Source organism: Mycobacterium triplex, from assembly GCF_000689255.1.
GTDB classification, from domain to species: Bacteria; Actinomycetota; Actinomycetes; order Mycobacteriales; family Mycobacteriaceae; genus Mycobacterium; species Mycobacterium triplex.
In genome coordinates, this window is the sequence record NZ_HG964446.1 from 3,392,734 (window position 1) to 3,417,095 (window position 24,362).

The window sequence follows — 24,362 nt, forward strand, 5'->3', positions numbered from 1 at the left end:
CCGTTGATCATCTCGGTGAGCCGGGTGACGTCGGCCAGCTCATCACGAGCCAATTCGGCCACCAAGCCGGGCACGGTGTCCAACCACGCCCGCAGCACGTCGCGGTGCTTAGCCAGATCCAACGAAGCGGCCTTGGGTGCATGGGAAGGATCGAGTTCGTGAACTCGCCACAACAGCCGGTTGATCGTCGAGGTTCTCTGTGCCACAAGATCTTCACGCCGATCCACCAACAATTTCAATTCCCGCGATGTCTCGTCATGAGAGGCCACCGGCAAATCCGGTTCACGTAAGAACGCCCGCGCCACCGCCAACGCGTCGATCGGATCGGACTTACCCCGGGTCCGCGCCGACTTACGGGTCAGCGCCATCAACTTCGGTGGTACCCGCACCACCTTCTGACCGGTAGTCAACAGGTCGCGCTCCAAACGAGCAGACAGGTGCCGACAATCCTCGATCGCCCAGACCAGCTCCACACCGAACTGATCGCGGGCCCACCGCAATGCCCAGCGATGGCCGGCAGTTGTGGCGTCCACGACCTTCTCGCCGAGCTTTCGGCCAACCTCGTCGACGGCGACAAACGTGTGGGTGCGCTTGTGGACATCGGCTCCAACAACAACCATGGTGGTTGCCTCCTTCACTGTGAGGTGACGGTTGGGCCGGTCGGCGGACACATCTCAGTCGGGGGCGGTGCCACGCTCCTATCAAGTCACGCCGGCCGGTCCTTCACACCTGATGCCGACAAAACCCATGAACGCCAACCCGAGGGCGGCAGCGACGCTACGAGCCAGACACCAGGTGACCAGGATCCAACCACCGCTCTACGCGGCAACCTCACCCTGACACTGAGGCGACGGTAGTCGTTCGCACCGACACCTGCTGCCTGGTGAGGCGGTCAGGCCGCGACCGTGGCCGTCTGCGCCGCCGGTTCGAGAGCCTGCGCGACGATTTCCGCGACGTCCGTCATCGGTTTGACCGTCAGCGCGTCGAGCACCTCGGCCGGCACGTCGTCCAGGTCCGGTTCGTTTCGCTGCGGGATGAAAACCGTTGACAGGCCGGCCCGTTGGGCGGCCAGCAGCTTCTGCTTGACACCGCCGATGGGTAGCACCCGTCCGTTCAGCGTGACCTCCCCGGTCATGCCGACGTCGGAGCGCACCTGACGCCCGGTGGCCATCGATACCAGCGCGGTGACCATCGTGACACCGGCCGACGGGCCATCCTTGGGCACCGCGCCCGCGGGCACGTGCACGTGGATGCGCCGGTCCAGCGCCTTCGGGTCGACGCCCAACGCGTCAGCGTGGGAGCGGACGTAGGACAGCGCGATCTGCGCGGACTCCTTCATCACGTCGCCCAGCTGACCGGTCAGCTGCAGACCCGGCTCACCGTCGGTGGCCCCGGCCTCGATGTAGAGCACGTCGCCGCCCAGGCCCGTCACGGCCAGGCCGGTGGCCACGCCGGGCACCGCGGTGCGTTCGGCCGATTCCGGCGTAAACCGCGGGCGCCCAAGGTAATCCACCAGGTCCGGTTCGTCGATCGTCACCGGTTCCTCGGCGATCTTCGTGGTCACCTTGCGCAGCGCCTTGGCCAGCAGCCGCTCGAACTGCCGAACCCCCGGCTCCCGGGTGTAGTCGGCGGCGATCTTGCGCAGCGCGTCGTCGGTCACCGTCACCTCGTCGGCGGTCAGCGCCGCCCGCTCCCGCTGCCGGGGCAGCAGGTATTCGCGGGCGATGGCGACCTTGTCGTCTTCGGTGTAGCCGTCGATCTGCACCAACTCCATGCGGTCCAGCAGCGCCGACGGGATGTTCTCGATCACGTTGGCGGTGGCCAGGAACACGACGTCGGACAGGTCGAGGTCCAGATCCAGGTAGTGGTCGCGGAACGTGTGGTTCTGCGCCGGGTCCAGGACCTCCAGCAAGGCAGCCGAAGGATCGCCGCGATAGTCGGAACCGACCTTGTCGATTTCGTCAAGCAGCACAACCGGATTCATCGATCCCGCCTCGCCGATCGCGCGCACGATCCGGCCGGGCAACGCACCCACGTAGGTGCGCCGGTGCCCACGGATCTCGGCCTCGTCGCGCACGCCGCCCAGTGCGACGCGCACGAACTTGCGGCCCAGCGCCCGGGCCACGCTCTCACCCAGCGACGTCTTGCCGACCCCGGGTGGACCGGCCAGCGCCATCACCGCGCCGGATCCCCGGCCGCCGACCACCTGCAGCCCACGCTCCGCTCGGCGCGCACGCACGGCCAGGTATTCCACGATGCGGTCCTTGACGTCGTTCAGGCCGTGGTGGTCGGCGTCCAGGACGGCCCGCGCCGCCGCCAGATCCGTGGAGTCCTCGGTGCGGACGTTCCACGGCAGGTCGAGCACGGTGTCCAGCCAGGTCCGGATCCAGCCGCTTTCCGGGCTCTGGTCGCTGGAGCGTTCGAGCTTGCCGACCTCGCGCAGCGCGGCCTCGCGCACCTTCTCGGGCAGCTCGGCGGCCTCCACACGCGCCCGGTAGTCGTCGGAACCGTCGGGTTCACCCTCGCCCAGCTCCTTGCGGATGGCGGTGAGCTGTTGGCGCAGCAGGAACTCCTTCTGCGTCTTCTCCATGCCCTCGCGGACGTCTTCGGCGATCTTGTCGTTGACCTCGACTTCGGCCAAATGATCGGCGGTCCAGTCGATCAGGACCTTCAGCCGCTCGGCGACATCCGTGGTCTCCAGCAGCCGTCGCTTCTGCACGTCGGTCAGATAGGAGGCGTAGCCCGACGTGTCGGCCAGCGCCGACGGATCGGTCAGGCTGTTGACGTAGTCGATGATCTGCCAGGCCTCGCGGCGTTGCAGCATGGCCAGCAGCAGCTTCTTGTACTCCGCCGCGAGGGCCTTGACCTCGTCGGTGGCGTCGGTGTCGTCGACCTCGGTCACCTCGACCCACAGGGCCGCGCCGGGACCGGTGGCTCCCGCACCGATCTGCGCCCTGCGCTCGCCACGCACCACGGCGGCGGTGCCACCGCCCCCGGCGATGCGGCCCAGTGTGAGAATCTTCGCGATGACACCGTGCGAGGGATACCGGTCCTCGAGGCGCGGGGCGATCAGCAGGTCACCTGATTCAGTGGCCCGCGCCGCGTCGATGGCCGCACGCGCGGCATCGTCCAGCTCGATCGGCACAACCATTCCGGGCAACACGATCGTGTCGGCGACGAACAGCACCGGCACTGATTTGGGTTCAGACATCAATACTCCAAAGGTTTAGTCTGTTGCGCTCAACCTTTGGCGTATGGCTTTTGTTCCCGAGATCAGTTGGCCGATGCGCGCTGGCGGGCCCGGAAGGCCTGGACCTTGACCTTGTTGCCGCAGGTGGCCATGCCGCACCAGTGGCGGTTCTTCGCCCGGGAGGAGTCGACGTAGAGCAGCGAGCAGTTCGGGTGCGCGCACCGTTTGACGTTGCCGAAGTCGCGCCCGGCGAGCAGATCAAGCAGGTCCGCGGCCAAGGTGGCGATCAGCTGGGCCGCGGTGCCCTCGCGGCAGGTGTCGCCGTTGGAGAGCAGCCGCGGGGTCAGCCGGGGTCGCGATGCCTGCTCGTTGAGCAGCTCGACATCGGTCGGCTCCGGCACGCGACGGTCCAGCAGCGCGGTCGCGGTCCGGTAGATCGCTTCGCGCACTTCGATCGCGGTGCCGAGATCGTCGGCGCTGACGTCGATGCCGGCATCCACCAGCCCCGCCTGCACCGCCCATTCCGAGAGCACGGCGGGTTCGACCAAGCGCTCCTCGCGTGAGGTGTTGCGGTGCTTCAACGTGCCCGCGAAGTTGAGGCACGACCGCCCGCACACATACGCGAATTTCACGTAACCACCTTAAAAGGTTTCACGGCCCGGCGCTAGCGGAACGACGGGGGAGATCGAAGACCGAGCGTTCGGCCGGCTTCACGGTCGGCGAGGGAGACCCCTTACTCGACCGGGGCGAGCCGGCGCAGCTGCGTCACGTGGGCGGGGGACAGCTCCTCGAGGCACGTCACACCGAGTAGCCGCATGGTGCGCAGCACGCCGCTTTCGAGTATGTCTATCGCGCGGTTGACTCCGGCCTCGCCGCCGGCCATCAGCCCGTAGAGATAGGCCCGGCCGACCAGCGTGCACCGCGCTCCCAGCGCGATCGCCGCCACGATGTCGGCGCCGGACATGATGCCGGTATCCACCAGGATCTCGGTGTCCTTACCCAGCTCGCGCGCCACCACCGGCAACAGGTGGAAGGGCACCGGCGCCCGATCCAGCTGGCGGCCACCGTGATTGGACAGCACGATACCGTCGACGCCGCGGTCGACCGCGGCACGCGCGTCGTCGAGCGTCTGAATTCCTTTGACCACCAGCTTGCCCGGCCATTGCTCCTTGATCCAGGCCAGGTCGTCGAAGGTGAGGCTCGGGTCGAACATCGTGCTGAGGTACTCGGCGACGGTCCCCGGCCAGCGATCCAGCGACGCGAATGCCAGCGGCTCGGTGGTCAACAGGTCGAACCACCACTTCGGATGCGGCACCGCGTCCAGCACGGTGCGCAGCGTCAGCGACGGGGGGATCGTCATGCCGTTGCGGTTGTCGCGGAACCGTGCCCCGGAGACGGGCACGTCGACGGTGGCCAGCAGGGTGTCGAATCCCGCATCGGCGGCACGTTTGACCAGCGCCATCGATCGCTCGCGGTCCTTCCACATGTACAACTGAAACCATTTGCGGCCCTGCGGGACCGCTGCCACCAGGTCTTCGATCGCGCAGGTGCCCAGGGTGGACAGCGAGAACGGGATGCCGGCCCTGGCCGCCGCGGCGGCGCCGGCGATCTCGCCCTCGGTCTGCATCAACCGGGTGAAACCGGTCGGTGCGATGCCGAACGGCAAGACGACCGGCTGACCCAGCACGTTCCAGCCGGCGGTCACTTGGGAGACGTCGCGCAGGATCGTCGGGTGAAACTCGATGTCGCGGAAGGCTTGTCGCGCACGCGCGAGCGACAGCTCGTCCTCGGCCGCCCCGTCGGTGTAGTCGAATGCCGCCTTGGGGGTACGGCGTTTGGCGATGCGCCGCAGATCCTCGATCGTGAATGCCGCGTCGAGCCGGCGCCTGGTCGCATCGAAGACAGGCCGCTTGAACTGCAGGAGCGGGGCCAGGTCGCGGGCTTTGGGCATGCGTCGTTTGACCACCATGTATGTCACCGTAGTCATATGGACTGGCCAGACGATCCCTTCGATCTGACACGCTTCGTTGTCGCGCAAACCCCGGTCTACCCCTCGGTCGTCGAGGAGTTGCGCGGCGGCAGAAAACGGGGTCACTGGATGTGGTACATCTTCCCGCAGCTGCGCGGCCTCGGCAGCAGCCCGACGGCCGTGCACTACGGCATTTCGTCGCTTCAGGAGGCCCGCGCGTATCTGGGGCATGGCGTGCTGGGGCCGCGGCTGCATGAGTGCACCCAACTGGTCAATCAGGTGCGAGGCCGCTCGATTACGGAGATCTTCGGCTCACCCGACGATCTGAAGCTGCGCTCGTCGATGACGCTGTTCGCCCTGGCGACCGACGACCATCAGGACTTCATCACGCTGCTGGACAATTACTACGGCGGCGAGCAGGACGCCCTGACGCTGGCCCAGCTGCGCGGCTAAACCGGCCGCAGGATTCGCCAGCCGTGCGGCTCGAGGGTCACTTCGCCGACGGTGTCGCCGGGTGGGGCCGCGGATCCGGCGACCACCTCGGCGCGCGCCTGGCCCAGCTCCGGCAGCACCAGACGCAGCGGCTCGTCGTCGATGTTGAGTAAAACCAACAGCGCATCGTCGCCGCTGCGCGTCTCGTAGACGTAGTGCCGATTGGCCAGCCGCAGCGACCTGGTGGTGGCCGCATGCAGCCAGGGGTGGCGACGGCGCAGCCCCACCAGGAACTGGTGCAGCCGCCACATCTCGGTGCCGAAGCCGTCCAATTGCAGTGGGGGAGAGGTGAATTCCGGGCGCACCGCGTCGTCACCGCCGTAGCGCTCCTCTTTGACGGCGCGGAAGCCGAACTCGTCCCCGGCGTACACGCTGGGCACGCCGCCGATCGTCAACAGCAGCACCAGCGCGTGCGGCAGGTGATCGGGTTTGACCAGCCGGCTGGCGATGCGCGTGACGTCGTGATTGCCGACGAACGTCAGCGGCGCGAAGTGGGCCAGGAACTCGGTGTGCCGCTGCAGCGCCCAGTCCAGCTCGAAGAAGTTGCCGTCGTTGAGGCTGCTCCAGATCGCCTTCCACAGCTCGTACTGGGTGGCCGAGTCGAACGTGGCCTGCTCGACGATCGCCGCATAATCGCCGTGGATGAGTTCGCCGACGAACCAGGCGTCGGGATGCCGCTCGCCCACTCTGGGCAACACCGAAGCCCAGAATTGGGGTGGCACAGCGTAAGCCGCGTCCAGCCGCCACCCGTCCGCGCCGCGCTGTAGCCAGTGCGCCATCACGTCGACGACGTAGTCGACGACGTCCGGGTTGCCGTGATCGAGGGTGATGAGCTCGGAATGGCCCTCGAAGGTGTGAAATCGCCCGTGCCTGCCACGGAACCAGTCCGCGGCGGCCGTGTCGTCGTGCGTCGCCTCGCGGTAGCGGCCGAAGTCCACCCCGACATGATTGAAGACGCCGTCGAGCAGCACCCGCAAACCACGGGCCCGCGCTTCGGTGATCAGATAGTCGAAATCGCCGTCGTCACCGAGCCGGGGGTCGATCCGGTAATGGTCGGTCGTGTCGTAACCGTGTGTGCGCGAAGCGAACACCGGCCCCAACGCGATTCCGGACGCCCCCAGCTCGATGGCGTGATCGAACCATTCGACGAGCCGCCGCAACCGGTGTTCGTCCGGACCCGGCGCGGTCGATCCCTCGGATGTGGGAAAGGCGCCCACGAAGCCCAAGGGATAGACCTGCCACCAGATCGCGTGTCGGACCCACGTCGGCGTCATCGGCGAGTCACGAACTGACGATCAACCGACGCCCGCCAGTGTCTCGGCGGTGGTGATCGCCTGTGCCACACCCGAAACGATCGCGGCGGCTTTCAGGGCTTCCAGGATCACCTCGCGGTCCACGCCGGCCTCCCGCAGGGTGTGCTCGTGCGCGACAACGCAGTGCGAACACCCGTTGATCGACGACACCGCGAACGACCAGAGCTCGAAATTCGCCTTGTCCACGCCCGGATTGCCGATGATGTTCATCCGCAATCCCGCCCGCAGGTCGTCGTACTTGCCCTCCAGGAACCCGCGGCCCCGGTAGAACACGTTGTTCATGCCCATGATCGACGCGGCACCCAGCGCCGCCTGATACGCCTCGGCAGACAGGTTGTCGGCTGCCTCGGCCCCAATCTCGGCCAGTACCTGGGTGTTTCGCGTGGCTGCCGCACTCGCCAGCAACGTGCCCCACAACTGCTCGTCGTTCAGCACGGTGGTGCGGGCGATCGAGCCCAGGTTGAGCTTGAGGTCCTTGGCGTACTCGGGCAGCGCTTCCTTCAGATTCTCGACGCTCATCACAGCCTCGGAATCTACGCCGAAGCCTTGAGCAGCTCGCCGGCGTTCAGCGTCGGGTCGCCCTTGCGCCAGTTGCAGGCACACAGCTCGTCGGATTGCAGAGCGTCCAGGACCCGCAGCACCTCGTCCACGTTACGCCCCACGGAACCTGCGGTCGCCGAGACGAATTGGATCTCGTTGTTCGGGTCGACGATGAAGGTCACCCGGTCGGCGACGCCGTCGGCGTTGAGCACACCGGTGGCCAACGCGAGTTCGCGCTTGATGTCAGAGAGCATCGGGAACGGCAGCTTCTTGAGGTCCTCGTGCTGGGCACGCCACTGGAAGTGCACGAACTCGCTGTCCACCGAGACGCCGAGCACCTGCGCGTCGCGATCTTCGAACTCGTCGTTCAGCTTGCCGAACGCGGCGATCTCGGTCGGGCAGACGAAGGTGAAGTCCTTGGGCCAGAAGAACACGATCCGCCACTTGCCCTCGTGGCCGTCGCTGGAGAAGGTCTTGAAGTAGTCCTCGGGTTGCTGGGCGTCGACCTTCGACAGGTCGCCACCGATCAGCCCGGTCAGCTCATAGGCGGGGAACTGATCGCCGATCGTAAGCAGTGCCATGTCCGCTCCTTATCTGGAATTAGTCAAGATTAGTTGCCTTCCACTATGTTGCCGGGAGCGGTGTCTGAAGTAAAGGTGATATATCACACTATACTTATAGCCATGACCGATAAGAGTTTTCAGCCCACCCTGGCCGGGCTACGCGCGTTCGCCGCGATCGCCGAGAAACACCATTTCGGCGGTGCTGCAACGGCTCTCGGCGTCAGCCAGTCCACGCTGTCGCAGTCGCTGGCCGCACTGGAGGCGGGCCTCGACACCCATCTCGTCGAACGCTCGACCCGGCGTGTCCGCTTGACGCGGGAAGGTACGCAACTGCTACCGCTGGCCCAGGCCGTGGTCGAGGCGGCCGAGGCGTTCACCGCTGCCGCGGCGGGCACCTCGGATCCGCTGCAGGGCACCCTGCGCCTCGGCATGATCCCGACGGTGGCGCCCTACGTCCTGCCCACCGTGCTGGCCGGGCTGGCCAGTCGCCTTCCCGCACTGACCCTGCGGGTGATCGAGGACCAGACCGAGCGCCTGCTGACGGCGCTGCGCGGCGGGTCGCTGGACGCGGCGCTGATCGCACTGCCCGACGGCACCAGCGGGATCACGGAAGTTCCGATCTACGAGGAGGACTTCCTGCTCGCCGTACCGCCCGGACATCGGCTGTCCGGCAAGCGCCGGGTACCCGCGTCGGCGTTGGCGGACTTGCCGCTGCTGTTGCTGGACGAGGGGCACTGCCTACGCGACCAGGCGCTCGACGTCTGCCAGAAGGCGGGTGTCCGGGCCGAACTCGCCGACACCCGCGCGGCCTCGCTGGCAACCGCGGTGCAATGCGTGACCGGCGGGCTGGGGGTGACCCTGATCCCGCAGAGCGCCGCACCGGTCGAGGCGGCGCGAAGCCAGCTCGGGCTCGCGCAGTTCGCTGCTCCGCGCCCGGGCCGGCGAATCGGCCTGGTGTTCCGCGCGTCCAGTGGGCGCGACGAACCCTTTCGGCGGCTCGCCGCCGTCATCGGCGAGTCGGTGAGCAGCGAACAGCAGGTGCGCCTGGTCAAATAGGCCGGCACCAACGGTAGGTTGCCAGCTATGGAAAAGGTGATCGCGGTGCTGCGGCCGGCCGACTCCGACGACGATTGGTGTGCCCGCCAACGAGGCCCGGTCGCCGAGGAGCTACTGGACCTGGGCCTGCCCGGGCTGGCCGTCAATGTGCGAGACGCCGCGGTGCGGCACTCGCTGATGACGTTGACGACCATGGACCCACCGGCCGGTGCGGTCGTGAGCATGTGGACTCAGCAGTGCTACGGCGAGCAGATGACGGCGGCGCTGAAGCTGCTGGCGGCAGAATGCGAGCAGCTGGCCGCCTACCTGGTGACCGAGTCCGTCCCGCTGCCCTTTCCGGGCGGCGATCCTGGCTCCCGCACAACGGGTTTCGCTAACATCGCGCTGCTTCGCCGGCCCCCGGAGCTGGACCAGGCGACCTGGCTGGACCGCTGGCAGCTCCACCACACCTCGGTGGCCATCGAGACACAGTCGACCTTCGGCTACACCCAGAACTGGGTGGTGCGAGCCCTGACTCCCGACGCGCCGGGAATCGCCGCGATCGTCGAGGAGTTGTTCCCGATTGAAGCGGTCACCGATCTCAGGGCGTTTTTCGGAGCCGCCGACGATGACGACCTGCAGGACCGGCTGGGCCAGATGGTCGCCAGCACAACCGCATTCGGCGCCAACGAGAACATCGACACGGTGCCGACCAGCCGCTACGTGTTCAAGGCAGCATTTAGAACGTGAGGACGGCACATGACAACACTCGAGGACGCGGTGGCGCTGGCGGCGACCGAAAGCGGACTGGCGGTGATCTCGACGGTTCGTGCCGACGGAACCGTGCAGGCGTCGCTGGTCAATGTCGGACTGTTACCGCATCCGCGGACCGGTGAGCCGGTCCTTGGCTTCACCACCTACGGCAAAGTCAAACTCGCGAATCTTCGCGCACGGCCGCAACTGGCCGTCACGTTCCGCAACGGCTGGCAGTGGGCGACCGCCGAAGGATACGCAGAGCTGGTCGGCCCCGACGACTCGCAGCCCTGGCTTGCCGACTCCGACCAGTTGCGGCTGCTGCTTCGCGAGGTCTTCACCGCCGCCGGCGGAACTCATGACGACTGGGACGAGTACGACCGGGTGATGGCCCTGGAACGCCGCGCCGTGGTGCTGATCGCCCCCGCCCGCGTCTATAGCAACGGGTGAGCTCGGGCGGGCGACGTCGCGAGGTTAGGCTGCAGCGGTGACGCTGCTGATCGATGACACCAACCGGGTACGCACCCTGACGCTGAACCGGCCAGAGGCGCTCAACGCTTTCAACGAAGCGTTGTACGACGCCACCGCCGAGGCGCTGTTGGCCGCCGCCGACGATCCGGAGATCGCGGTCGTCATACTGACCGGGACCGGGCGCGGCTTTTCCGCCGGCACCGATCTCGCCGAGATGCAGGCGCGCATCACCGACCCGGACTTCACCGTCGGCAAACACGGATTCCCCGGCATGATCGACGCGCTGAGCGCGTTTCCCAAGCCGTTGATCTGCGCCGTCAACGGTGTCGGGGTGGGGATCGGCGCCACCATCCTCGGCTACGCCGACCTGGCCTTCATGTCGTCGACGGCGCGGCTGAAGTGTCCGTTCACCAGCCTCGGCGTGGCCCCCGAGGCGGCCTCGTCCTATCTGCTGCCGCAGTTGGTCGGCCGGCAGAACGCCGCATGGTTGTTGATGTCATCGGAGTGGGTTGATGCGCAGGAGGCCCTGCGGATGGGCCTGGTCTGGCGGGTCTGCGACCCGGAAGAGCTGCTGCCCGAAACCCGTCGGTATGCCGAAATCCTGGCGTCCCGGCCGGTTTCGAGCCTGATGGCCGTCAAACACACCATGACAGAACCGATCCGGCCCGGGATCGCGGCCGCGACCGCGCGGGAGAACGCCCACTTCGCCGAGCTGATGGGCGCGCAGGCCAACGCCGCGGCCCTGGCCTCATTCGCGGAACGAAAAAATAGTTAAAGCGCTGAGCGCCAACGGAATTGACCAAGCGCCAGCCGGCTAGAGCGATACCGCGGGCGCCAGTTCGGCATCGGCTTGCTGCTCAACTTGCCTTGATGCCTCGATGATGGCCCGCAACGTCCGCCGGCACCGTCCGCAGTCGCCGCCCGCACCGCATGCCGCCGCCACCTCCTTGGAGGTGGCCGCACCACGGGCCACGCACTCGGCCACGGTGTGGTTGGTGACGCCGACGCACAGACAGACGTACATCAGCACACCTCCCATCCACCCGCAGCGACCCGAACAGGCCTCATGTTATGCCAGTCTAACCTAAGTAGGTTAGACGATCCTAACTACGCGCCGTAACGCCATTTCGGCTAGTGAGCGCAGCCATACCTTGCTGGAACAATTCCAATCTGCGTGGCAAAGTGCTGCTTGGCCGGCACGGTGAGCTCCAGCCCAGCCCACCTGCCGAGCCCAGCCACGACAGCCCCGACCACCGGAGGAGTGATCATGCAAGGGGATCCGGACGTTCTGCGTCTGCTCAACGAGCAACTGACCAGCGAGCTGACCGCGATCAACCAGTACTTCCTGCACTCGAAAATGCAAGAGAACTGGGGCTTTACCGAGATAGCCGAGCACACCCGCGCCGAGTCCTTCGACGAGATGCGCCACGCCGAGGCGATCACCGACCGCATCTTGCTGCTGGACGGCCTGCCCAACTACCAGCGCCTGTTCTCGCTGCGCATCGGCCAGACGCTGCGCGAGCAATTCGAGGCCGATCTGGCAATCGAGTACGAGGTGTTGGCCCGACTCAAGCCCGGCGTGATCATGTGCCGCACGAAAGAAGACAGCACCAGCGCCTTCTTGCTGGAGAAGATCATCGCCGACGAGGAAAACCACGTCGACTACCTGGAGACGCAGCTCGAGCTGATGGACAAGCTGGGCGAGCCGCTGTACTTGGCGCAATGCGTCTCCCGGCCGCCGGGCTCGATCGCGTAGTCGTTCCTGGGTACCCGTTAGCATCGGACGCCGACGGGAAGGCGGGTATGACGAGCCCGAGAGCAGCATCGAGCGCGGTGACGCAAGCCAACCCCGTCGTCATGGATCCGGCGGCCGGCGGCGCGCTGATCACCCCGCAGCGGCGAAATCTGATCTTCGTCGCGATCGTGCTCGGCATGCTGCTGGCGGCGCTGGACCAGACCATCGTCGCGACCGCGCTGCCGACCATCGTCGCCGACCTGGGCGACGCCGGCCACCAATCCTGGGTCGTCACCAGTTACCTCTTGGCGTCGACGATCGTCACCGCGCTGGTCGGCAAGCTCGGTGACCTGTTCGGGCGCAAGCGTGTATTTCAGGCCGCCATCGTGTTTTTCGTCATCGGGTCGGTGTCGTGCGGGCTGTCGCAGTCGATGGCCATGTTGGTGGGGTCGCGGGCGCTGCAGGGAATCGGCGGCGGCGGCATCACCGTCACGGCCAGCGCGCTGATCGGTGAGGTGGTGCCGTTGCGCGAACGCGGCCGCTACCAAGGCATCCTGGGCGCGGTCTTCGGCGTCACGACGGTCGTCGGGCCGCTGCTGGGTGGCTACTTCACCGACTACCTGACCTGGCGGTGGGCGTTCTGGGTGAACGTTCCGGTCTCGGTGCTGGTCATATTCGTTGCGGCCGCGGCCATTCCGGCGCTAGCGTCATCGACCAAGCCCGTCATCGACTACGGCGGAATCGTGTTGGTCGGCGTGGGCGCCGCCGGCCTGACCCTGGCGACCAGCTGGGGCGGCACCCTGTATCCGTGGGGTTCGCCGACGATCATCGCCCTGTTCGTCGGCGCCGCGGTGGCCCTGGCCGCGTTCGTCTGGGTCGAAAGCCGTGTCCCGCAGCCAATCCTGCCGACCCGGTTGTTCGCCAGTCCGGTGTTCACGGTCTGCTGTGTGCTGTCCTTCGTGGTCGGCTTCGCGATGCTGGGCGCGATGACGTTTCTGCCCACCTACATGCAGTACGTCAACGGCGTCTCGGCGACGACGTCGGGCCTGCGCACGCTGCCGATGGTGGTCGGGATGCTGATCACCTCGACGGGCAGCGGCACCCTGGTCGGCCGGACCGGCCGCTACAAGGTCTTTCCCGTGATGGGCACCGCGTTGATGGCGGTGGCGTTTCTGCTGATGTCGCGGATGACCCCGTCCACCTCGGCCCTGGTCCAGTCCGTCTACCTCGTCATCCTGGGCGCCGGGATCGGATTGTCGATGCAGGTGCTGGTGCTCATCGTGCAAAACACCTCGAACTTCGACGATCTCGGCGTCGCCACCTCGGGTGTGACGTTCTTTCGCACCATCGGCAGTTCGTTCGGCGCCGCGATCTTCGGCTCACTGTTTTCGAACTTCCTCGACGGCCGGATGCCCGCGGCCCTGGCGGCCAGCGGCGCAGCGCCCGACGCGGTCAGTTCACCGGGCGCGCTGCATCGCCAGCCGCACGACGTGGCCGCCCCCATCGTGGCGGCCTATTCCGAGTCGCTGAGCGAGGTGTTTTTCTGGGCGGCGCCGGTCGCCCTGCTCGGGTTTGTCCTCGCGTTGTTCCTGCGCGAGGTCCCGCTGCGCGACATCCACAACAGCGCAGTCGATCTCGGTGACGGGTTCGGCATGCCGACCACCGACACTCCGGAACGGCTGCTGGAGAACGCGATTGCGCGCATGCTGCGCGGCGACCCCGGAGTTCGGTTGCGCAGCATCGCGATGCGGCCCGACTGCCGCCTCGACGTGGCCGGACTGTGGGGCGTGATGCGCATCTACCGGTTCGGGCAGATGTACGGAACGGCCCGGCTGTCCGACATCGGCGACTCGATGCGGATCCCGTTCGAGGTGCTCGAACCCACCTTCGGGCGCCTGGTCTCCGGCGGCTACGTGCAGCGCAACGGCGATCAGATGTGGCTGACCCCGGCCGGGACGCAGCAGGTCGACTACGTGTATTCGTTGCTGCTGGGCTGGATCGTCGACAAGCTGTCCCGATCGCCCAGCTATCAGGGCCGTCCGGACCGCCGCGAAGTCGAAACGGCGCTGCAGCACATCGCCCACCGTGTTCTGGCCCAACGCGATTGGCACGACGACGCGCCGAGCACCGGCCGGCTGGAGGCGGGTGCCGGCGGCAGATATTAGAACGTGTTCCAAAAATTGCGGGCGCGGGCGTACCATCACGCCATGAGCCGAATCGGAACGTTCGCCGACGACGACATCTACAGCTGGGCCACGAAGTCTCCGGACCTCGGCGGCGCGATCGCTAACTTCAGCCAGGCCGTCTACACCAAGAACCGGCTGCCGATGCGCACCCGTGAAATCGCCCGCGCCGTGATCGCCCACGACAACGAATGCACCGTGTGCATGAACACCCGCGACGCCGACGGGCCCGCCGCAGGTGTCGACGAAGAGCTCTACGAGCACGCGCTGGAATGGCGCACCTGGCCGGGATTCAGCGAACAGGAACGGCTGGCGGCCGAGTTCGCGCACCGGTTCGGCACCGAGCACACCAAGCTGCGCGATGACGAAGACTTCTGGAGCCGGGCCAAGGAGCACTTCTCCGAAGAGCTGCTCGCCGACCTCGCCATGTCATGCGCGCTGTGGGTCGGCATGGGGCGGATGTTGCGGACCCTCGACATCGGTCAGGCCTGCATGCTGACCCTGCCCAGCCGGGCTTAGTACTGCGCCGACGATGACCGCCACGCCTCTTGCGGCCGCGGCGGTAGCCCAGCTGGAGGCAGCGGGCGTCGACACCGTGATCGGCACCGTCGTGAACCCCGCCGGGCTCACGCAGGCCAAGGCCGTGCCGATCCGGCGCACCAGCACCTTCGCCGACCCCGGCCTCGGTGCCAGCCCGTCCTGGCACGCCTTCGCCATCGACCAGACCGGCATCGCCTTCACCGACGACGTCGGCGTGATCGGCGATCAACGCGTGCGCATCGACCTGTCGGCGTTGCGGCTTCTCGGCGACGGGCTGGCGTGGGGGCCAGCCGCGTTCTTCGAGCAGGACGGCACACCGGTTTCCGCTTGCAGCCGCGGAACCCTGGGCCGCATCGAAGCCGCGCTCGGCGACGACGGCATCGAGGCCAACGTCGGCCATGAGATCGAGTTCGTTCTGGTGGAGCCCGACGGCGGCCGACTACCGGCGAGACTGTGGGCGCAGTACGGACTGGCCGGTGTGCTCGAACACGAGGGCTTCGTCCGCGACGTCATCGCCGCGGCCGCGACCTCCGGTGTGGGGATCGAGCAGTTTCATCCCGAATACGGGGCCAACCAGTTCGAGATCTCGTTGTCGCCACTGCCGCCGGTGGCCGCGGCCGACCAGTTGGTGTTGACCCGCATCATCCTCGCCCGCGCCGCACGCCGCCATGGACTGCGTATCAGCCTGTCGCCGGCACCGTTTGCGGGCAGTGTCGGATCCGGTGCACACCAACACTTCTCGCTGACGAAGCCGGACGGCCCGCTGTTCTCCGGGGGCCCCGGCGCCGCAGGCATGACGCCGGCGGGGCAGAGCGCGATCGCTGGAGTGATCGGGGGGCTGTCCCAGGCTCAAGCCGTGCTGTGCGGGTCGATCGTGTCCGGGTTGCGCATGCAGCCGGGCAATTGGGCGGGGGCCTACGCCTGCTGGGGCATCGAGAATCGGGAAGCCGCAGTGCGTTTCGTCAAAGGAGGCCCGGGCAGCGCGCACGGAGGCAATGTCGAGGTGAAGATCGTCGATCCGTCGGCGAATCCCTACCTCGCGTCGGCGGCGATCCTCGGGCTGGCCCTGGACGGAGTCCGGCGCAACGCGCCACTACCCCCGGAGACGACGGTCGACCCAGCGAAACTGTCCGATTCCGAGCGCCGCAGCGCGGGTATCGAAAGCCTTGCCCGATCCCAAGCGGATATGATTGGCGCACTGGATAATTCAGCGTCGCTACGCTCCATTCTGGGTGATGCCGCAGTCGACATGGTCGTCGCGGTCCGGCGCCTGGAGCACGAGCACTACGGCGACCTCAACCCCGAGCAGCTGGCCGACAAATTCCGGATGGCATGGAGCCTGTAGCGGTGGCTGCCTCGTCGGCTCTCGCGCGCCACATCGACGAGGTGGCTTTGATCGACCACCACGTGCACGGCTGCTGGTCAGAACCGGGGGACCGGCGACGGTTCGAGAACGCCCTCAACGAGGCCAACACCGAGCCCCTGACGGACTCCGGCTTCGACTCCCAGCTCGGCTTCGCGGTGCGTGCCCATTGCGGCCCGATTCTGGGATTGCCCGAACACGTTGACCCGCGGGCCTATTGGGAGCGTCGCAGTGAATTCACCGAGAGCGAGCTGGCCCGGAAGTTTCTGCCGGCCGCCGGGGTGAGCGACTGGCTGGTGGACACCGGAATCGGTGCCGGCACAACCGATATCTCGGAGCTGACCGCGCTGTCCGGCAACCGAGCCCACGAGATCGTCCGCCTCGAGCAGGTGGCCGAACAGGCCGCACAGGCGCCCGGCGACTACGCGTCGGCGTTCGAAGAGATCCTGCACCAGCGTGCGGCCGGTGCCGTCGGCACCAAGTCCATCCTGGCCTACCGCGGCGGATTCGATGGCGACCTGACCGAACCGGGCGCGGTCGAAGTCGCCGAGGCCGCCGACCGGTGGCGAGAGGTCGGTGGGACCCGACTACAGGATCGAGTTCTGCTGCGGTTCGGGCTGCATCAGGCGTTGCGGGTCGGCAAGCCGCTGCAGTTCCACGTCGGCTTCGGCGACCGCGACTGCGATCTGAATAAGACCAATCCGCTGTATCTGCTGGACTTCCTGCGTCAATCCGGCGACACCCCGATCATGCTGCTGCACTGCTACCCCTACGAGCGGGAGGCCGGCTACCTGGCGCAGGCCTTCAACAACGTCTACCTCGACGGCGGATTGAGCATCAACTACCTGGGCGCTCGGGCGCCGGCGTTCATCGCCCGACTGCTGGAGATGGCACCATTTCGCAGGATCCTGTATTCGTCGGACGGCTTCGGGCCGGCCGAATTGCACTATTTGGGTGCAACGTTGTGGCGCAACGGTATTCGGCGAGTATTGGGCGGATTCGTCGACGACGGCGAATGGTCCGAAGCCGATGCGATCCGGGTGGTCGATCTGATTGCGTATCAAAACGCCGCCCGCGTCTATCGCCTCGACGAGCGGCAGCGGTAACAGCGCAACAGTTCGTGTGAAAGCCCCGCAATCCGGGTAGTCGACCCCGAGACACGCGAGGGACAGGACACGGACATGGGGCTCGTCGGGGAGGCGATCGACTGGACCCGCAGGCAGGTCGTGTCCAGAGTCCCCAAAGCCGACCTCGACCAGCGGGATCCCGACTACATCCGCGACCAACTGCCGGGCACCTGGTTGCTCGCGTCGCTGTATTTCCGCGCCGACGTAACGGGGCTGGATCGAATCCCCACCGAAGGTCCGGTGCTGATGGTCGGTAACCACAGTGGTGGCAATGTGCCTCCGGACACCTTCGTGTTCACCCTTGCGTTCTGTTCGTACTTCGGCGTCGAGCGGCCGTTCTACCAGCTGGCCCACAACCTCGTCGTCTCGGCACCGCCGCTGGGCTGGCTGCGCAAGTTCGGCACCGTCGCCGCCAATCCCGAAAATGCGCGGCTGGCATTGGATTCCGGCGCAGCTCTGCTGGTCTATCCCGGCGGCGACTTCGAGGTGTTCCGGCCGTCGTGGGAGCGGCACAAGGTCGACTTCGGCGGGCGGATGGGTTACGTGAAGCTGGCCCGCGAGGCGGGGGTCCCGATCGTCCCAATCGCCAGCGTCGGAGGCCAGGAGAGCGCGCTGTTCCTCAACCGCGGGCAGTGGCTGGCCAAGGCACTGATGGCCGATAAGTTGCTGCGGCTCAAGAGTATTCCGATATCGCTGGCACTGCCCTGGGGCCTGAACATCGGCGATCTGGCGGGCCATATTCCGCTGCCCACCAAGATCGCGATCGAGGTGCAGGAACCCGTCGACGTCGACGACCACGACGAAGCGGTGCACGACAAGGTCGTCGCCAGCCTGCAGGGCGCCGTCGACCGCCTCGCCGCCAAACGTCGCTTACCGGTGCTCGGCTGATGCGCGTCGAACGCCGCTGCGTCATCCAGGCCGACCGCGACGCGGTCTGGAAAATCGTCAGCGACCCGGACTGCTACCCGAGGTTCATGACCAACCTCGAGCGTTGGGAATCCGCGAACGATCAGGTCGCCGGCGTGGGTGCCCGCTATACCGTGCATTGGAAGATCGGGTCGGTGCCCGTTGGCGGCCTGATCGAGGTGGTCGAATTCGACGAGCGCCGCGACCTGGCGTGGGTGGGCATCACCGGCGTCGCGCTGCGCGGCCGGATCCGGCTGCGCGACGGCGCCCGGGGCCAGACGAAAGCGACCTTCCGGTTGTCGTATCAGGCACCCGGCGGAATACTGGGCTACATTGCCGATCGGATCGCGGTGCGTCAGGTGGGCCGCACGCTGTCCGGCACGCTCAGGTGCCTTAAGCAGCTCGCCGAGTCCTGATCCACCTGCTCCGCCGACATCGCGGATTGTCAGCCCAAATGCTGGTGAGTGGGAATTTCCCATTGCGACGGGCCGTTTGCTGGAATCGAACCAACCCGAGTGCGGCGGGTGCTTCGAGCAATCCAACGAGGGGGTGGCTTATTCGATGCAGGCCATGAGCCGGCGGATCGGCCGGCGTGGCTGGCCGGGAATGCGCAGCGGCACGGCACGCCCGGGATCGCGGGTGCGCACCGCGAATTGGCTGATGCACATGGCCCTTCCGATGCTGGCGTTGTGGCTTCTGCTCGACATCCCCAAAGTCGACCTGGAATGGGACAACCGGCTGGCGCACTTCGTGTTGGTGCTGTCGGCGGCCCTGGTCAGTGTGGTGTTGGGCGTCCTGATAGGCCGCGAGGCCCGCGCCCGCGACGACGCCCGCCTTTGGCTGGTGTCACTGGTGTTTACCACGACCGCCGGCTTCTTCGGCGTACACGCGGTGTTCACTCCCGGGGTACTGATGGACACCTCCGACGCGGAGTTCATGTTGCCGACGAGGATGGGCCTGATCTTGGCCGGCCTGATCGCCCTGGTTTCCTCGATCAACTTCACCCCCGCACGAAACGCCCGCCTCTGGACATGGCGACGACGCCTGTCGGCGCTGGTCTGGGTCCTGATGACGGCGTCCGCGGTGTTGATCGCGTGCGGCATGCTGGATCGGCTGCCGAATCAAGCGGTCTTGGAGGGCATGGAGCAGCTCGGGGCGCTGGCCGGCGGCGTGCTGTTCTCGGTGGCGGCGCTGGCCTACTTCCCGATCTATCGGCGACGCCCGACCGTTGTGGTCATGTCGGTGCTCAGCGCCTTCGTGTTGCTGGCGGAGGCGTCCGTGGCGTTGGCCCTCGGCATGAGCTGGCACGCGTCGTGGTGGCTGTGGCACGTGCTCATGACTCTGGCCTTCTGCTTTATCGCCTACAGCGCGCGGGTTCAATTCCGCCGGGAGGGCTCGGTCCGAGGGCTGTTCGATTCGTTGGCCACCCAGCAGACCATCGCCGATCTGCGGCGCGACTACGCCGTCGCGCTGGAGGAGATGGTCGAGGTGCTGCAGCGCCGCGAGCGTGGAGATCACGTGGCGCCCGGCGCCGCCGCGGCCCGGCTTGCCGATCGCTTCGAGCTGTCCGAACAACAGGTCGCCGTCCTCAAGCGCGGCGCGGAGGCGCTCGGCACCGAGCGCGAGCGCGTCCGCAAGCTAGGCACGCTGATCGCCCTGGGCCGGGAATCCAGCGTCATCCAGGACGAGGACGCGTTGCTTGGCCGGGTGATGGCCTCCATCGCCGATGCCTTCCCCGGTGACCGATTTCGCCTGGGGATGATGCGCGACGGGGAGCTCAGTTTCTGCGACGCCCCGGCCGGTGCCGGCGCGCTGGAGCTGCCCCTGATGGTCAAGGGGCAGGTCGCCGGCGTGATCGAGGCGTTTCGACCCGACGGCGCGTTCGACGACGCCGACGTCGCGCTGCTGCGCTCGTTCGCGACCCAATCGTCGATGGCATTGGAGAACGCAAGGCTCTACCACCACCTGGACGGCCTGTTCCGTAGCTACATGTCGCCCGCGGTCGCGACCGCACTGCTCGCCGACCCGGATCAAGCCGGGCTGGGTGGCGCGATCACCGAGGTCACCGTGTTGATGGCCGATCTGCATGGCTTCACCCCGTTCGCCGAAGCCACCTCGCCGGATCAGGTGGTGACCATGCTGAATACCTATTACGGCGCGGTGGTTCCCGTCATTCTCGAGTCGGGGGGTACCGTCCTGCAGTTCGTCGGCGACGCGGTGATGGCGATCTGGGGCGCTCCGGCCCGGCAGGCCGACCACGCCGTGCGGGCAGCAGGTGCCGCACTCACGCTGCACTCGGTCGTGGAAGCGGCGGCGAGCGGGCACGCGGACTGGCCGCGGTTTCGGGTTGGAATCAACACCGGGCCGGCCCTGGTGGGCAACATCGGGGCCGAGCAGATGCGCAGCTTCACCGCGATCGGGGACACCATGAATCTCGCCGCACGTCTGCAGAACTTGGCCGAGCCGGGTCAGGTAGTGGTTGGCCCGGGCACCTCCGCGGCGCTCGGAACGACGGCCCGGGTCAGCCGGCACGGCTGGGTGAAGGTCAAGGGCAAGCGCGACCCGGTCCGGCTTTGTGTGCTGCACGAATTGGCGTTATAGCAACGTATTTCACGCTTTTGCCATACTTTTTGTTCTAGCCATCGAGTTCGGGCGGGCCCGAAACCCGTTGTCGCCGTGAGAACCATACCTTCGTTTGGGCTCGGTGCGGCCGGGCAATACAGCGGTCCGGAATTCGAAATCCTTTGGCTCAGAGCGCTTGACGACGTACACTAGCAATCTCGGGATTTGGAATCAGACAAGTCAATTAAGATCTGGCACAGATCGCTCAATACGACGGGGGAACTGCCATGTCGCGTAGCACTAGCAAAATCATCGTCGCTTTGGTACTTGGCTTTACCGCACTTACCACATCGGGATGCACTATCCCGCTCACCATTGATTGCGGTCAGTTCACCTGCATTCCGGGCTAGCGACCGGCGCACAGCCGAAAGCGACTGCATTACAGCACTATTGAGCTCCCTGCGTCTCGGGTTGCCGAGGCGCAGCGGCGCTCGGCTGGTGCGAGACGGTACAACTACCGTGTGACACAACAGCTCCCGGCGGCCCAAGACGGACTGCCTTAGCCCAGGGGCCAGCTCGGCGGCCAAAGGCGTTGCGGACGAGCCGTATTCGCGATAAGGCCGGCAGTGAGTGGCTGCGGCCCAGTCGGCTTAAAGCGAGGGATCCGCGATAATCCCCGCTCGCACAGGGATTATCGCGGACTCACCCCACGACTGACGAACGGCCTACTACATGAAGACCAAGCCGGAGCCACCTGGGTCGATGGTGAGCGGGATCGTGCAACCAGATGCCGTAAGCGCGGTGAAGCCCAGGATCAAGGTGACGACAAGTTTACTGCTGAGACGTGACATGGTGTTACCCCCGTTCGTCTAAGGACAATCCGTTACCAGAGAGTCGATCTGCTGCCCGAGACACACGTACAATACGACGCGAAAGAGCTTGATCACGAGCATTTTCCCGAAATCTCCGCAAAGTTTTTTCGCGGCTTGCATTCAATCGGTACGATTCCGGGCAACCCCTCGGGGAACTGGTATGTCGACCCTAAATATGTTGTGGAACAACACTTTTCAAATCAAGATCACCGGGAAATGGACTGGCACAAAGGGATGCAGGACCGGCCCGGCCGAAAGCCGGCCTCATACCCCACGTGTCCGCGGCAGCAAGGGGCCCACTTCGCGGCTACGGTGAGCCGCTCCGGGATGCAACGAGGCCCCGCCGCGAATGGTCTCCGCGCCGCTTTCGCCGCGAGTAAGGATGGCTAGCCCCAGTGCGGGGGAACTTCACTGCCCGGGCAGTCGCCATATCGGCAGTCAATGTCGCGAACCCGCCGGCGAATGACCTTGCCATCGTCGTCACGGACGTATTCGACCGTGGCTTCAGCCGGCCGCCGGCAATGGGGGCAGGCTTCCATTTCGGTTTCGAAGCGCGGCATCAGGTCGTCCTCCCCGTCGCGATGTAATAGAAGCGTCGCAGATCCCCGCGCCCGACGTAGCGATTGGTCACATCGATGCGCTCGGAAGCCGGTAAAAGCCCCGTGAAAACGACGAATCGCCTACGGCCCGGACGGACCACGCGCGCCGATGCCGCATGCCGGGTACTTACCCCGGCATGCGACATCTCAACGCGCTAAATGCGTTCGCCAACCCGCAGGCGATCGGCCCGCTCCACACGCCGGCCCGAGACGCGGAGCGGCTGGCTTCTGCGCATGAGTTGACGAACATCCGCATCGTGCGGACACACATGATGCCGACCCGAGGGCGTCATGTCGTGTACAAGGTCTCGACCCGTAGCAAACAGCTCAACTCGCGTTCGCCCACGCGGGACCGGTGCACAATGCGACCAGCCACGCGGGCTTACATCGATATGGTGATGAGCGATAGCACCGGCGTGCACCCGGTCGCCGCCACCGCGGTGAAGCCAAGGATTACCGCGACACTGATTTTGCTGGTTAAGCCCGACATAATGCACTCCATTCGTCTCAGTTGGCGCCCGACTCAAACTTGGAGCCGGGCTTATGGCGTCAGGAGGCCCAAAAAAGGCCGCTCCCGACTCCGAACAACAATTAGCTGGCATGAAGGCGCCCACCACCGCATCCAGACCCGATTCGGCCGGTGCCGATAGTAACCCGAGATCTACTAGTCATGCCAGCTTTACCAAGAAGTAATCTGCCCGTGTCGCTGAGCCGACCGATATCCGTGCCCGCCCGGTCGACCAGAAATTGCCTTGACATGCACTCTTATCCGGACGCCGACGGCGGAACAATGAGTATCGGCTCAAATTTGCGTTGCCGAAAATACGATATGCATCCCGGGATGCGAACGAGGTCCAGAACAAGATCAGCGAATGCGTCGGCGACCATCTCGAGGCCATGACGGCGGCAAACCCGAGGATCCCTGCGACACCGACTTTGCTGGCTGCGCGTGACATTAAACGCTCCGGTCTTACCCGGGCCCACTAAAGCCGGAGTGGCAGCGGCATCTGCGAACGCAAACGGTCATTCCCAACTTCGCACAAGCGGTAGCTGGCATGAAGGCGACCGCCACCGTCTTCAGGCCAGAATCGGTGCATACGGTAGCCGAGGCAGGTTGCCTGGCCAGGTATTCGCGAGTAACTACGGCGGTCGCTGAACGCAACAAATGCGCCCGGAAACGCGCCGTGCGATAACGGTCATAGCAAACTCCCGCCGTGCCCCCGCAGTCGTTCGGGGTAGGCACGGCGGCGATGGCGCGTCGTCGCCGTTGACGGCCTCTCCGTCGGTGCCTCGACGAGTGAGAGCAACGTTTCAGATCAGGCCCGAGACGTCGCGGATCTACTCGCGAATCAGGGCATTAGAAAGAGAAAAGCGACAGGACCGGCGAACATCCTGAAGCCGTTACTGCGGTGAAGCCCAGGATCAAGGCGACACCGACTTTGCTGGTTATGCGCGACATTGCACTCCATTCATCCAGGTATCACCCGGCTCATGCCAAGCCGGGACGCGGCGTCAGGAGGCCCAAAAAATGGCCGCTCCAGACTCCGAACAACACATAGTTGGCATGAAGGCGCCCACCACCGCATTCAGACCGATTCGGCCGGTGCAGATCATAACCGAGATCTGCTGCATCCCGCTAGATGATACTCACGGGTAACCGCTATCCCCGTTATTCATCCGCGAGCCGTGAAAGACGGGTCAGATCAGACCCGTAGCATCGAAAACCCAGGACGTATCGGCAGCTGCCAGCGCCTCGAAGTGGTTCGGTGGCGCGAAGCTGACCAGGCTGTTCATGTCCCAGTAGTCTTTCCAGACCGCGATCTTGCCGTCGATGACTTTATGTACCGTGACGAATCTCAGCACACCCTGTTCACCCGAGCTGAACGTCCAAGTTTCGGAGTGTTCGTACATCACGTCGGTGCCGTTGGACAACAGGACACCGTCGTGGTTCTCGTAAGCCGCCAGGTGTTCGAGTCCCATTTTCAGTCGTTTCACCGTGTCTTCGGGACCGCGCGCCGACACGGCCGGCACCGGCATGTCGACGTAGAGGACGTCCTGCGCCAAGAACGTTTTCACCGCATCCCAATCCCGCCGCGATAGCGCCTGCCACATCCCGAGTACGACATCTTCGACCGCGATCATAGAAACT

General features: G+C 65.9%; 22 protein-coding genes. 13 read left to right on the forward strand and 9 right to left on the reverse strand.

All coding sequences use genetic code 11. The annotated features are described in order from the left end of the window. The 4 genes from BN973_RS15660 to BN973_RS15675 all read right to left on the reverse strand — a co-directional run. Positions 1 to 620, reverse strand: a 620-nt coding sequence (locus tag BN973_RS15660; RefSeq protein WP_036472492.1) for an IS110 family transposase, incomplete at its 3' end; no start/stop codon positions are given. Positions 621 to 892: 272 nt separating this feature from the next. Continuing rightward, positions 893 to 3,211 (reverse strand): endopeptidase La, encoded by a 2,319-nt coding sequence (gene lon / locus BN973_RS15665; protein ID WP_036469200.1) that lies wholly within the window; start codon positions 3,209 to 3,211, stop codon positions 893 to 895. A 62-nt stretch (positions 3,212 to 3,273) separates the two neighbouring features. Beyond that, positions 3,274 to 3,822: a CGNR zinc finger domain-containing protein gene (locus tag BN973_RS15670; RefSeq protein ID WP_036469201.1), complete on the reverse strand. Its 549-nt coding sequence runs from the start codon at positions 3,820 to 3,822 to the stop codon at positions 3,274 to 3,276. Between the two features lie 101 nt (positions 3,823 to 3,923). Continuing rightward, positions 3,924 to 5,159, reverse strand: coding sequence for an alpha-hydroxy acid oxidase (locus BN973_RS15675; protein ID WP_036472494.1), 1,236 nt, complete (start codon positions 5,157 to 5,159; stop codon positions 3,924 to 3,926). Positions 5,160 to 5,177: 18 nt separating this feature from the next. Between BN973_RS15675 and BN973_RS15680 the strand changes: the two genes are divergently transcribed. Next, on the forward strand, positions 5,178 to 5,612 hold the full coding sequence (locus BN973_RS15680; RefSeq protein WP_036469207.1) for a DUF1810 domain-containing protein: 435 nt from the start codon (positions 5,178 to 5,180) through the stop codon (positions 5,610 to 5,612). Here the strand turns inward: BN973_RS15680 and BN973_RS15685 are convergent. The 3 genes from BN973_RS15685 to BN973_RS15695 are packed head-to-tail and all read right to left on the reverse strand — an operon-like array spanning position 5,609 to position 8,085. Next, positions 5,609 to 6,925, reverse strand: a complete 1,317-nt coding sequence (locus BN973_RS15685) for an alpha-amylase family glycosyl hydrolase (protein WP_036469210.1) — start codon at positions 6,923 to 6,925, stop codon at positions 5,609 to 5,611. The two genes, BN973_RS15680 and BN973_RS15685, sit on opposite strands and share 4 nt — an antisense overlap. Positions 6,926 to 6,946: 21 nt before the next feature. Further along, positions 6,947 to 7,483, reverse strand: coding sequence for an alkyl hydroperoxide reductase (locus tag BN973_RS15690; protein WP_036469213.1), 537 nt, complete (start codon positions 7,481 to 7,483; stop codon positions 6,947 to 6,949). Between the two features lie 14 nt (positions 7,484 to 7,497). Further along, positions 7,498 to 8,085, reverse strand: a complete 588-nt coding sequence (locus BN973_RS15695; protein ID WP_036469215.1) for a peroxiredoxin — start codon at positions 8,083 to 8,085, stop codon at positions 7,498 to 7,500. A gap of 102 nt (positions 8,086 to 8,187) precedes the next feature. Here BN973_RS15695 and BN973_RS15700 point away from each other — a divergent pair, with 102 nt between their 5' ends. From BN973_RS15700 to BN973_RS15715, 4 genes are read left to right on the forward strand one after another with little or no spacing between them, the layout of a single operon-like run. Continuing rightward, positions 8,188 to 9,123: a hydrogen peroxide-inducible genes activator gene (locus BN973_RS15700; RefSeq protein WP_036469217.1), complete on the forward strand. Its 936-nt coding sequence runs from the start codon at positions 8,188 to 8,190 to the stop codon at positions 9,121 to 9,123. 27 nt (positions 9,124 to 9,150) lie between these two features. Continuing rightward, complete coding sequence (locus tag BN973_RS15705) at positions 9,151 to 9,852, forward strand: EthD domain-containing protein (RefSeq protein WP_036469218.1); 702 nt, start codon at positions 9,151 to 9,153, stop codon at positions 9,850 to 9,852. Between the two features lie 9 nt (positions 9,853 to 9,861). Then, on the forward strand, positions 9,862 to 10,305 hold the full coding sequence (locus BN973_RS15710; RefSeq protein ID WP_036469219.1) for a TIGR03618 family F420-dependent PPOX class oxidoreductase: 444 nt from the start codon (positions 9,862 to 9,864) through the stop codon (positions 10,303 to 10,305). Positions 10,306 to 10,342: 37 nt separating this feature from the next. After that, entirely contained in the window at positions 10,343 to 11,101 is a 759-nt protein-coding gene (locus BN973_RS15715; RefSeq protein WP_036469220.1) for an enoyl-CoA hydratase/isomerase family protein, read from the forward strand. 39 nt (positions 11,102 to 11,140) lie between these two features. Here BN973_RS15715 and BN973_RS15720 read toward each other — a convergent pair whose 3' ends face one another. Beyond that, complete coding sequence (locus BN973_RS15720; RefSeq protein ID WP_036472496.1) at positions 11,141 to 11,350, reverse strand: (2Fe-2S)-binding protein; 210 nt, start codon at positions 11,348 to 11,350, stop codon at positions 11,141 to 11,143. A gap of 243 nt (positions 11,351 to 11,593) precedes the next feature. On the opposite strand from BN973_RS15720, the gene bfr reads away from it, so the two are divergent. The 8 genes from bfr to BN973_RS29945 all read left to right on the forward strand — a co-directional run bounded on the left by bfr (position 11,594) and on the right by BN973_RS29945 (position 20,781). After that, the gene (gene bfr / locus BN973_RS15725) at positions 11,594 to 12,082 is read left to right on the forward strand and encodes a bacterioferritin (protein ID WP_036472497.1); all 489 of its coding nucleotides are present in this window, start codon (positions 11,594 to 11,596) and stop codon (positions 12,080 to 12,082) included. A 101-nt stretch (positions 12,083 to 12,183) separates the two neighbouring features. Continuing rightward, positions 12,184 to 14,226 (forward strand): MDR family MFS transporter, encoded by a 2,043-nt coding sequence (locus tag BN973_RS15730; protein ID WP_036472498.1) that lies wholly within the window; start codon positions 12,184 to 12,186, stop codon positions 14,224 to 14,226. A 42-nt stretch (positions 14,227 to 14,268) separates the two neighbouring features. Further along, entirely contained in the window at positions 14,269 to 14,763 is a 495-nt protein-coding gene (locus BN973_RS15735) for a carboxymuconolactone decarboxylase family protein (protein WP_036469222.1), read from the forward strand. Positions 14,764 to 14,776: 13 nt separating this feature from the next. Then, positions 14,777 to 16,129, forward strand: a complete 1,353-nt coding sequence (locus BN973_RS15740; protein ID WP_036469223.1) for a type I glutamate--ammonia ligase — start codon at positions 14,777 to 14,779, stop codon at positions 16,127 to 16,129. Next, positions 16,117 to 17,253, forward strand: coding sequence for an amidohydrolase family protein (locus tag BN973_RS15745; protein ID WP_036469225.1), 1,137 nt, complete (start codon positions 16,117 to 16,119; stop codon positions 17,251 to 17,253). Before BN973_RS15740 ends, BN973_RS15745 begins: the two co-directional genes overlap by 13 nt. 75 nt (positions 17,254 to 17,328) lie before the next feature. Beyond that, positions 17,329 to 18,162 carry a lysophospholipid acyltransferase family protein gene (locus tag BN973_RS15750; RefSeq protein ID WP_036469227.1) on the forward strand — a complete coding sequence of 278 codons (834 nt, stop codon included), beginning with the start codon at positions 17,329 to 17,331 and terminating at the stop codon, positions 18,160 to 18,162. Then, positions 18,162 to 18,596, forward strand: coding sequence for an SRPBCC family protein (locus tag BN973_RS15755; protein WP_036469230.1), 435 nt, complete (start codon positions 18,162 to 18,164; stop codon positions 18,594 to 18,596). The genes BN973_RS15750 and BN973_RS15755 overlap by 1 nt, the downstream gene beginning before the upstream one ends. 154 nt (positions 18,597 to 18,750) lie before the next feature. Next, complete coding sequence (locus BN973_RS29945) at positions 18,751 to 20,781, forward strand: adenylate/guanylate cyclase domain-containing protein (RefSeq protein ID WP_198048937.1); 2,031 nt, start codon at positions 18,751 to 18,753, stop codon at positions 20,779 to 20,781. Between the two features lie 3,130 nt (positions 20,782 to 23,911). On the opposite strand, the gene BN973_RS15775 is transcribed toward BN973_RS29945, so the two are convergent. Beyond that, positions 23,912 to 24,355 carry a limonene-1,2-epoxide hydrolase family protein gene (locus tag BN973_RS15775; protein WP_036469239.1) on the reverse strand — a complete coding sequence of 148 codons (444 nt, stop codon included), beginning with the start codon at positions 24,353 to 24,355 and terminating at the stop codon, positions 23,912 to 23,914. Between the last annotated feature and the right edge of the window lie 7 nt (positions 24,356 to 24,362).

Bases quoted from the DNA above. Each gene is read 5' to 3' on its own strand.
- lon (WP_036469200.1), bottom strand. From the start codon at position 3,211: ATGTCTGAACCCAAATCAGTGCCGGTGCTGTTCGTCGCCGACACGATC.
- BN973_RS15675 (WP_036472494.1), bottom strand. From the start codon at position 5,159: ATGGTGGTCAAACGACGCATGCCCAAAGCCCGCGACCTGGCCCCGCTC.
- BN973_RS15680 (WP_036469207.1), top strand. From the start codon at position 5,178: ATGGACTGGCCAGACGATCCCTTCGATCTGACACGCTTCGTTGTCGCG.
- BN973_RS15685 (WP_036469210.1), bottom strand. From the start codon at position 6,925: ATGACGCCGACGTGGGTCCGACACGCGATCTGGTGGCAGGTCTATCCC.
- BN973_RS15690 (WP_036469213.1), bottom strand. From the start codon at position 7,483: ATGAGCGTCGAGAATCTGAAGGAAGCGCTGCCCGAGTACGCCAAGGAC.
- BN973_RS15695 (WP_036469215.1), bottom strand. From the start codon at position 8,085: ATGGCACTGCTTACGATCGGCGATCAGTTCCCCGCCTATGAGCTGACC.
- BN973_RS15700 (WP_036469217.1), top strand. From the start codon at position 8,188: ATGACCGATAAGAGTTTTCAGCCCACCCTGGCCGGGCTACGCGCGTTC.
- BN973_RS15705 (WP_036469218.1), top strand. From the start codon at position 9,151: ATGGAAAAGGTGATCGCGGTGCTGCGGCCGGCCGACTCCGACGACGAT.
- BN973_RS15710 (WP_036469219.1), top strand. From the start codon at position 9,862: ATGACAACACTCGAGGACGCGGTGGCGCTGGCGGCGACCGAAAGCGGA.
- BN973_RS15720 (WP_036472496.1), bottom strand. From the start codon at position 11,350: ATGTACGTCTGTCTGTGCGTCGGCGTCACCAACCACACCGTGGCCGAG.
- bfr (WP_036472497.1), top strand. From the start codon at position 11,594: ATGCAAGGGGATCCGGACGTTCTGCGTCTGCTCAACGAGCAACTGACC.
- BN973_RS15730 (WP_036472498.1), top strand. From the start codon at position 12,184: ATGGATCCGGCGGCCGGCGGCGCGCTGATCACCCCGCAGCGGCGAAAT.
- BN973_RS15735 (WP_036469222.1), top strand. From the start codon at position 14,269: ATGAGCCGAATCGGAACGTTCGCCGACGACGACATCTACAGCTGGGCC.
- BN973_RS15740 (WP_036469223.1), top strand. From the start codon at position 14,777: ATGACCGCCACGCCTCTTGCGGCCGCGGCGGTAGCCCAGCTGGAGGCA.
- BN973_RS15745 (WP_036469225.1), top strand. From the start codon at position 16,117: ATGGAGCCTGTAGCGGTGGCTGCCTCGTCGGCTCTCGCGCGCCACATC.
- BN973_RS15750 (WP_036469227.1), top strand. From the start codon at position 17,329: ATGGGGCTCGTCGGGGAGGCGATCGACTGGACCCGCAGGCAGGTCGTG.
- BN973_RS15755 (WP_036469230.1), top strand. From the start codon at position 18,162: ATGCGCGTCGAACGCCGCTGCGTCATCCAGGCCGACCGCGACGCGGTC.
- BN973_RS29945 (WP_198048937.1), top strand. From the start codon at position 18,751: ATGAGCCGGCGGATCGGCCGGCGTGGCTGGCCGGGAATGCGCAGCGGC.
- BN973_RS15775 (WP_036469239.1), bottom strand. From the start codon at position 24,355: ATGATCGCGGTCGAAGATGTCGTACTCGGGATGTGGCAGGCGCTATCG.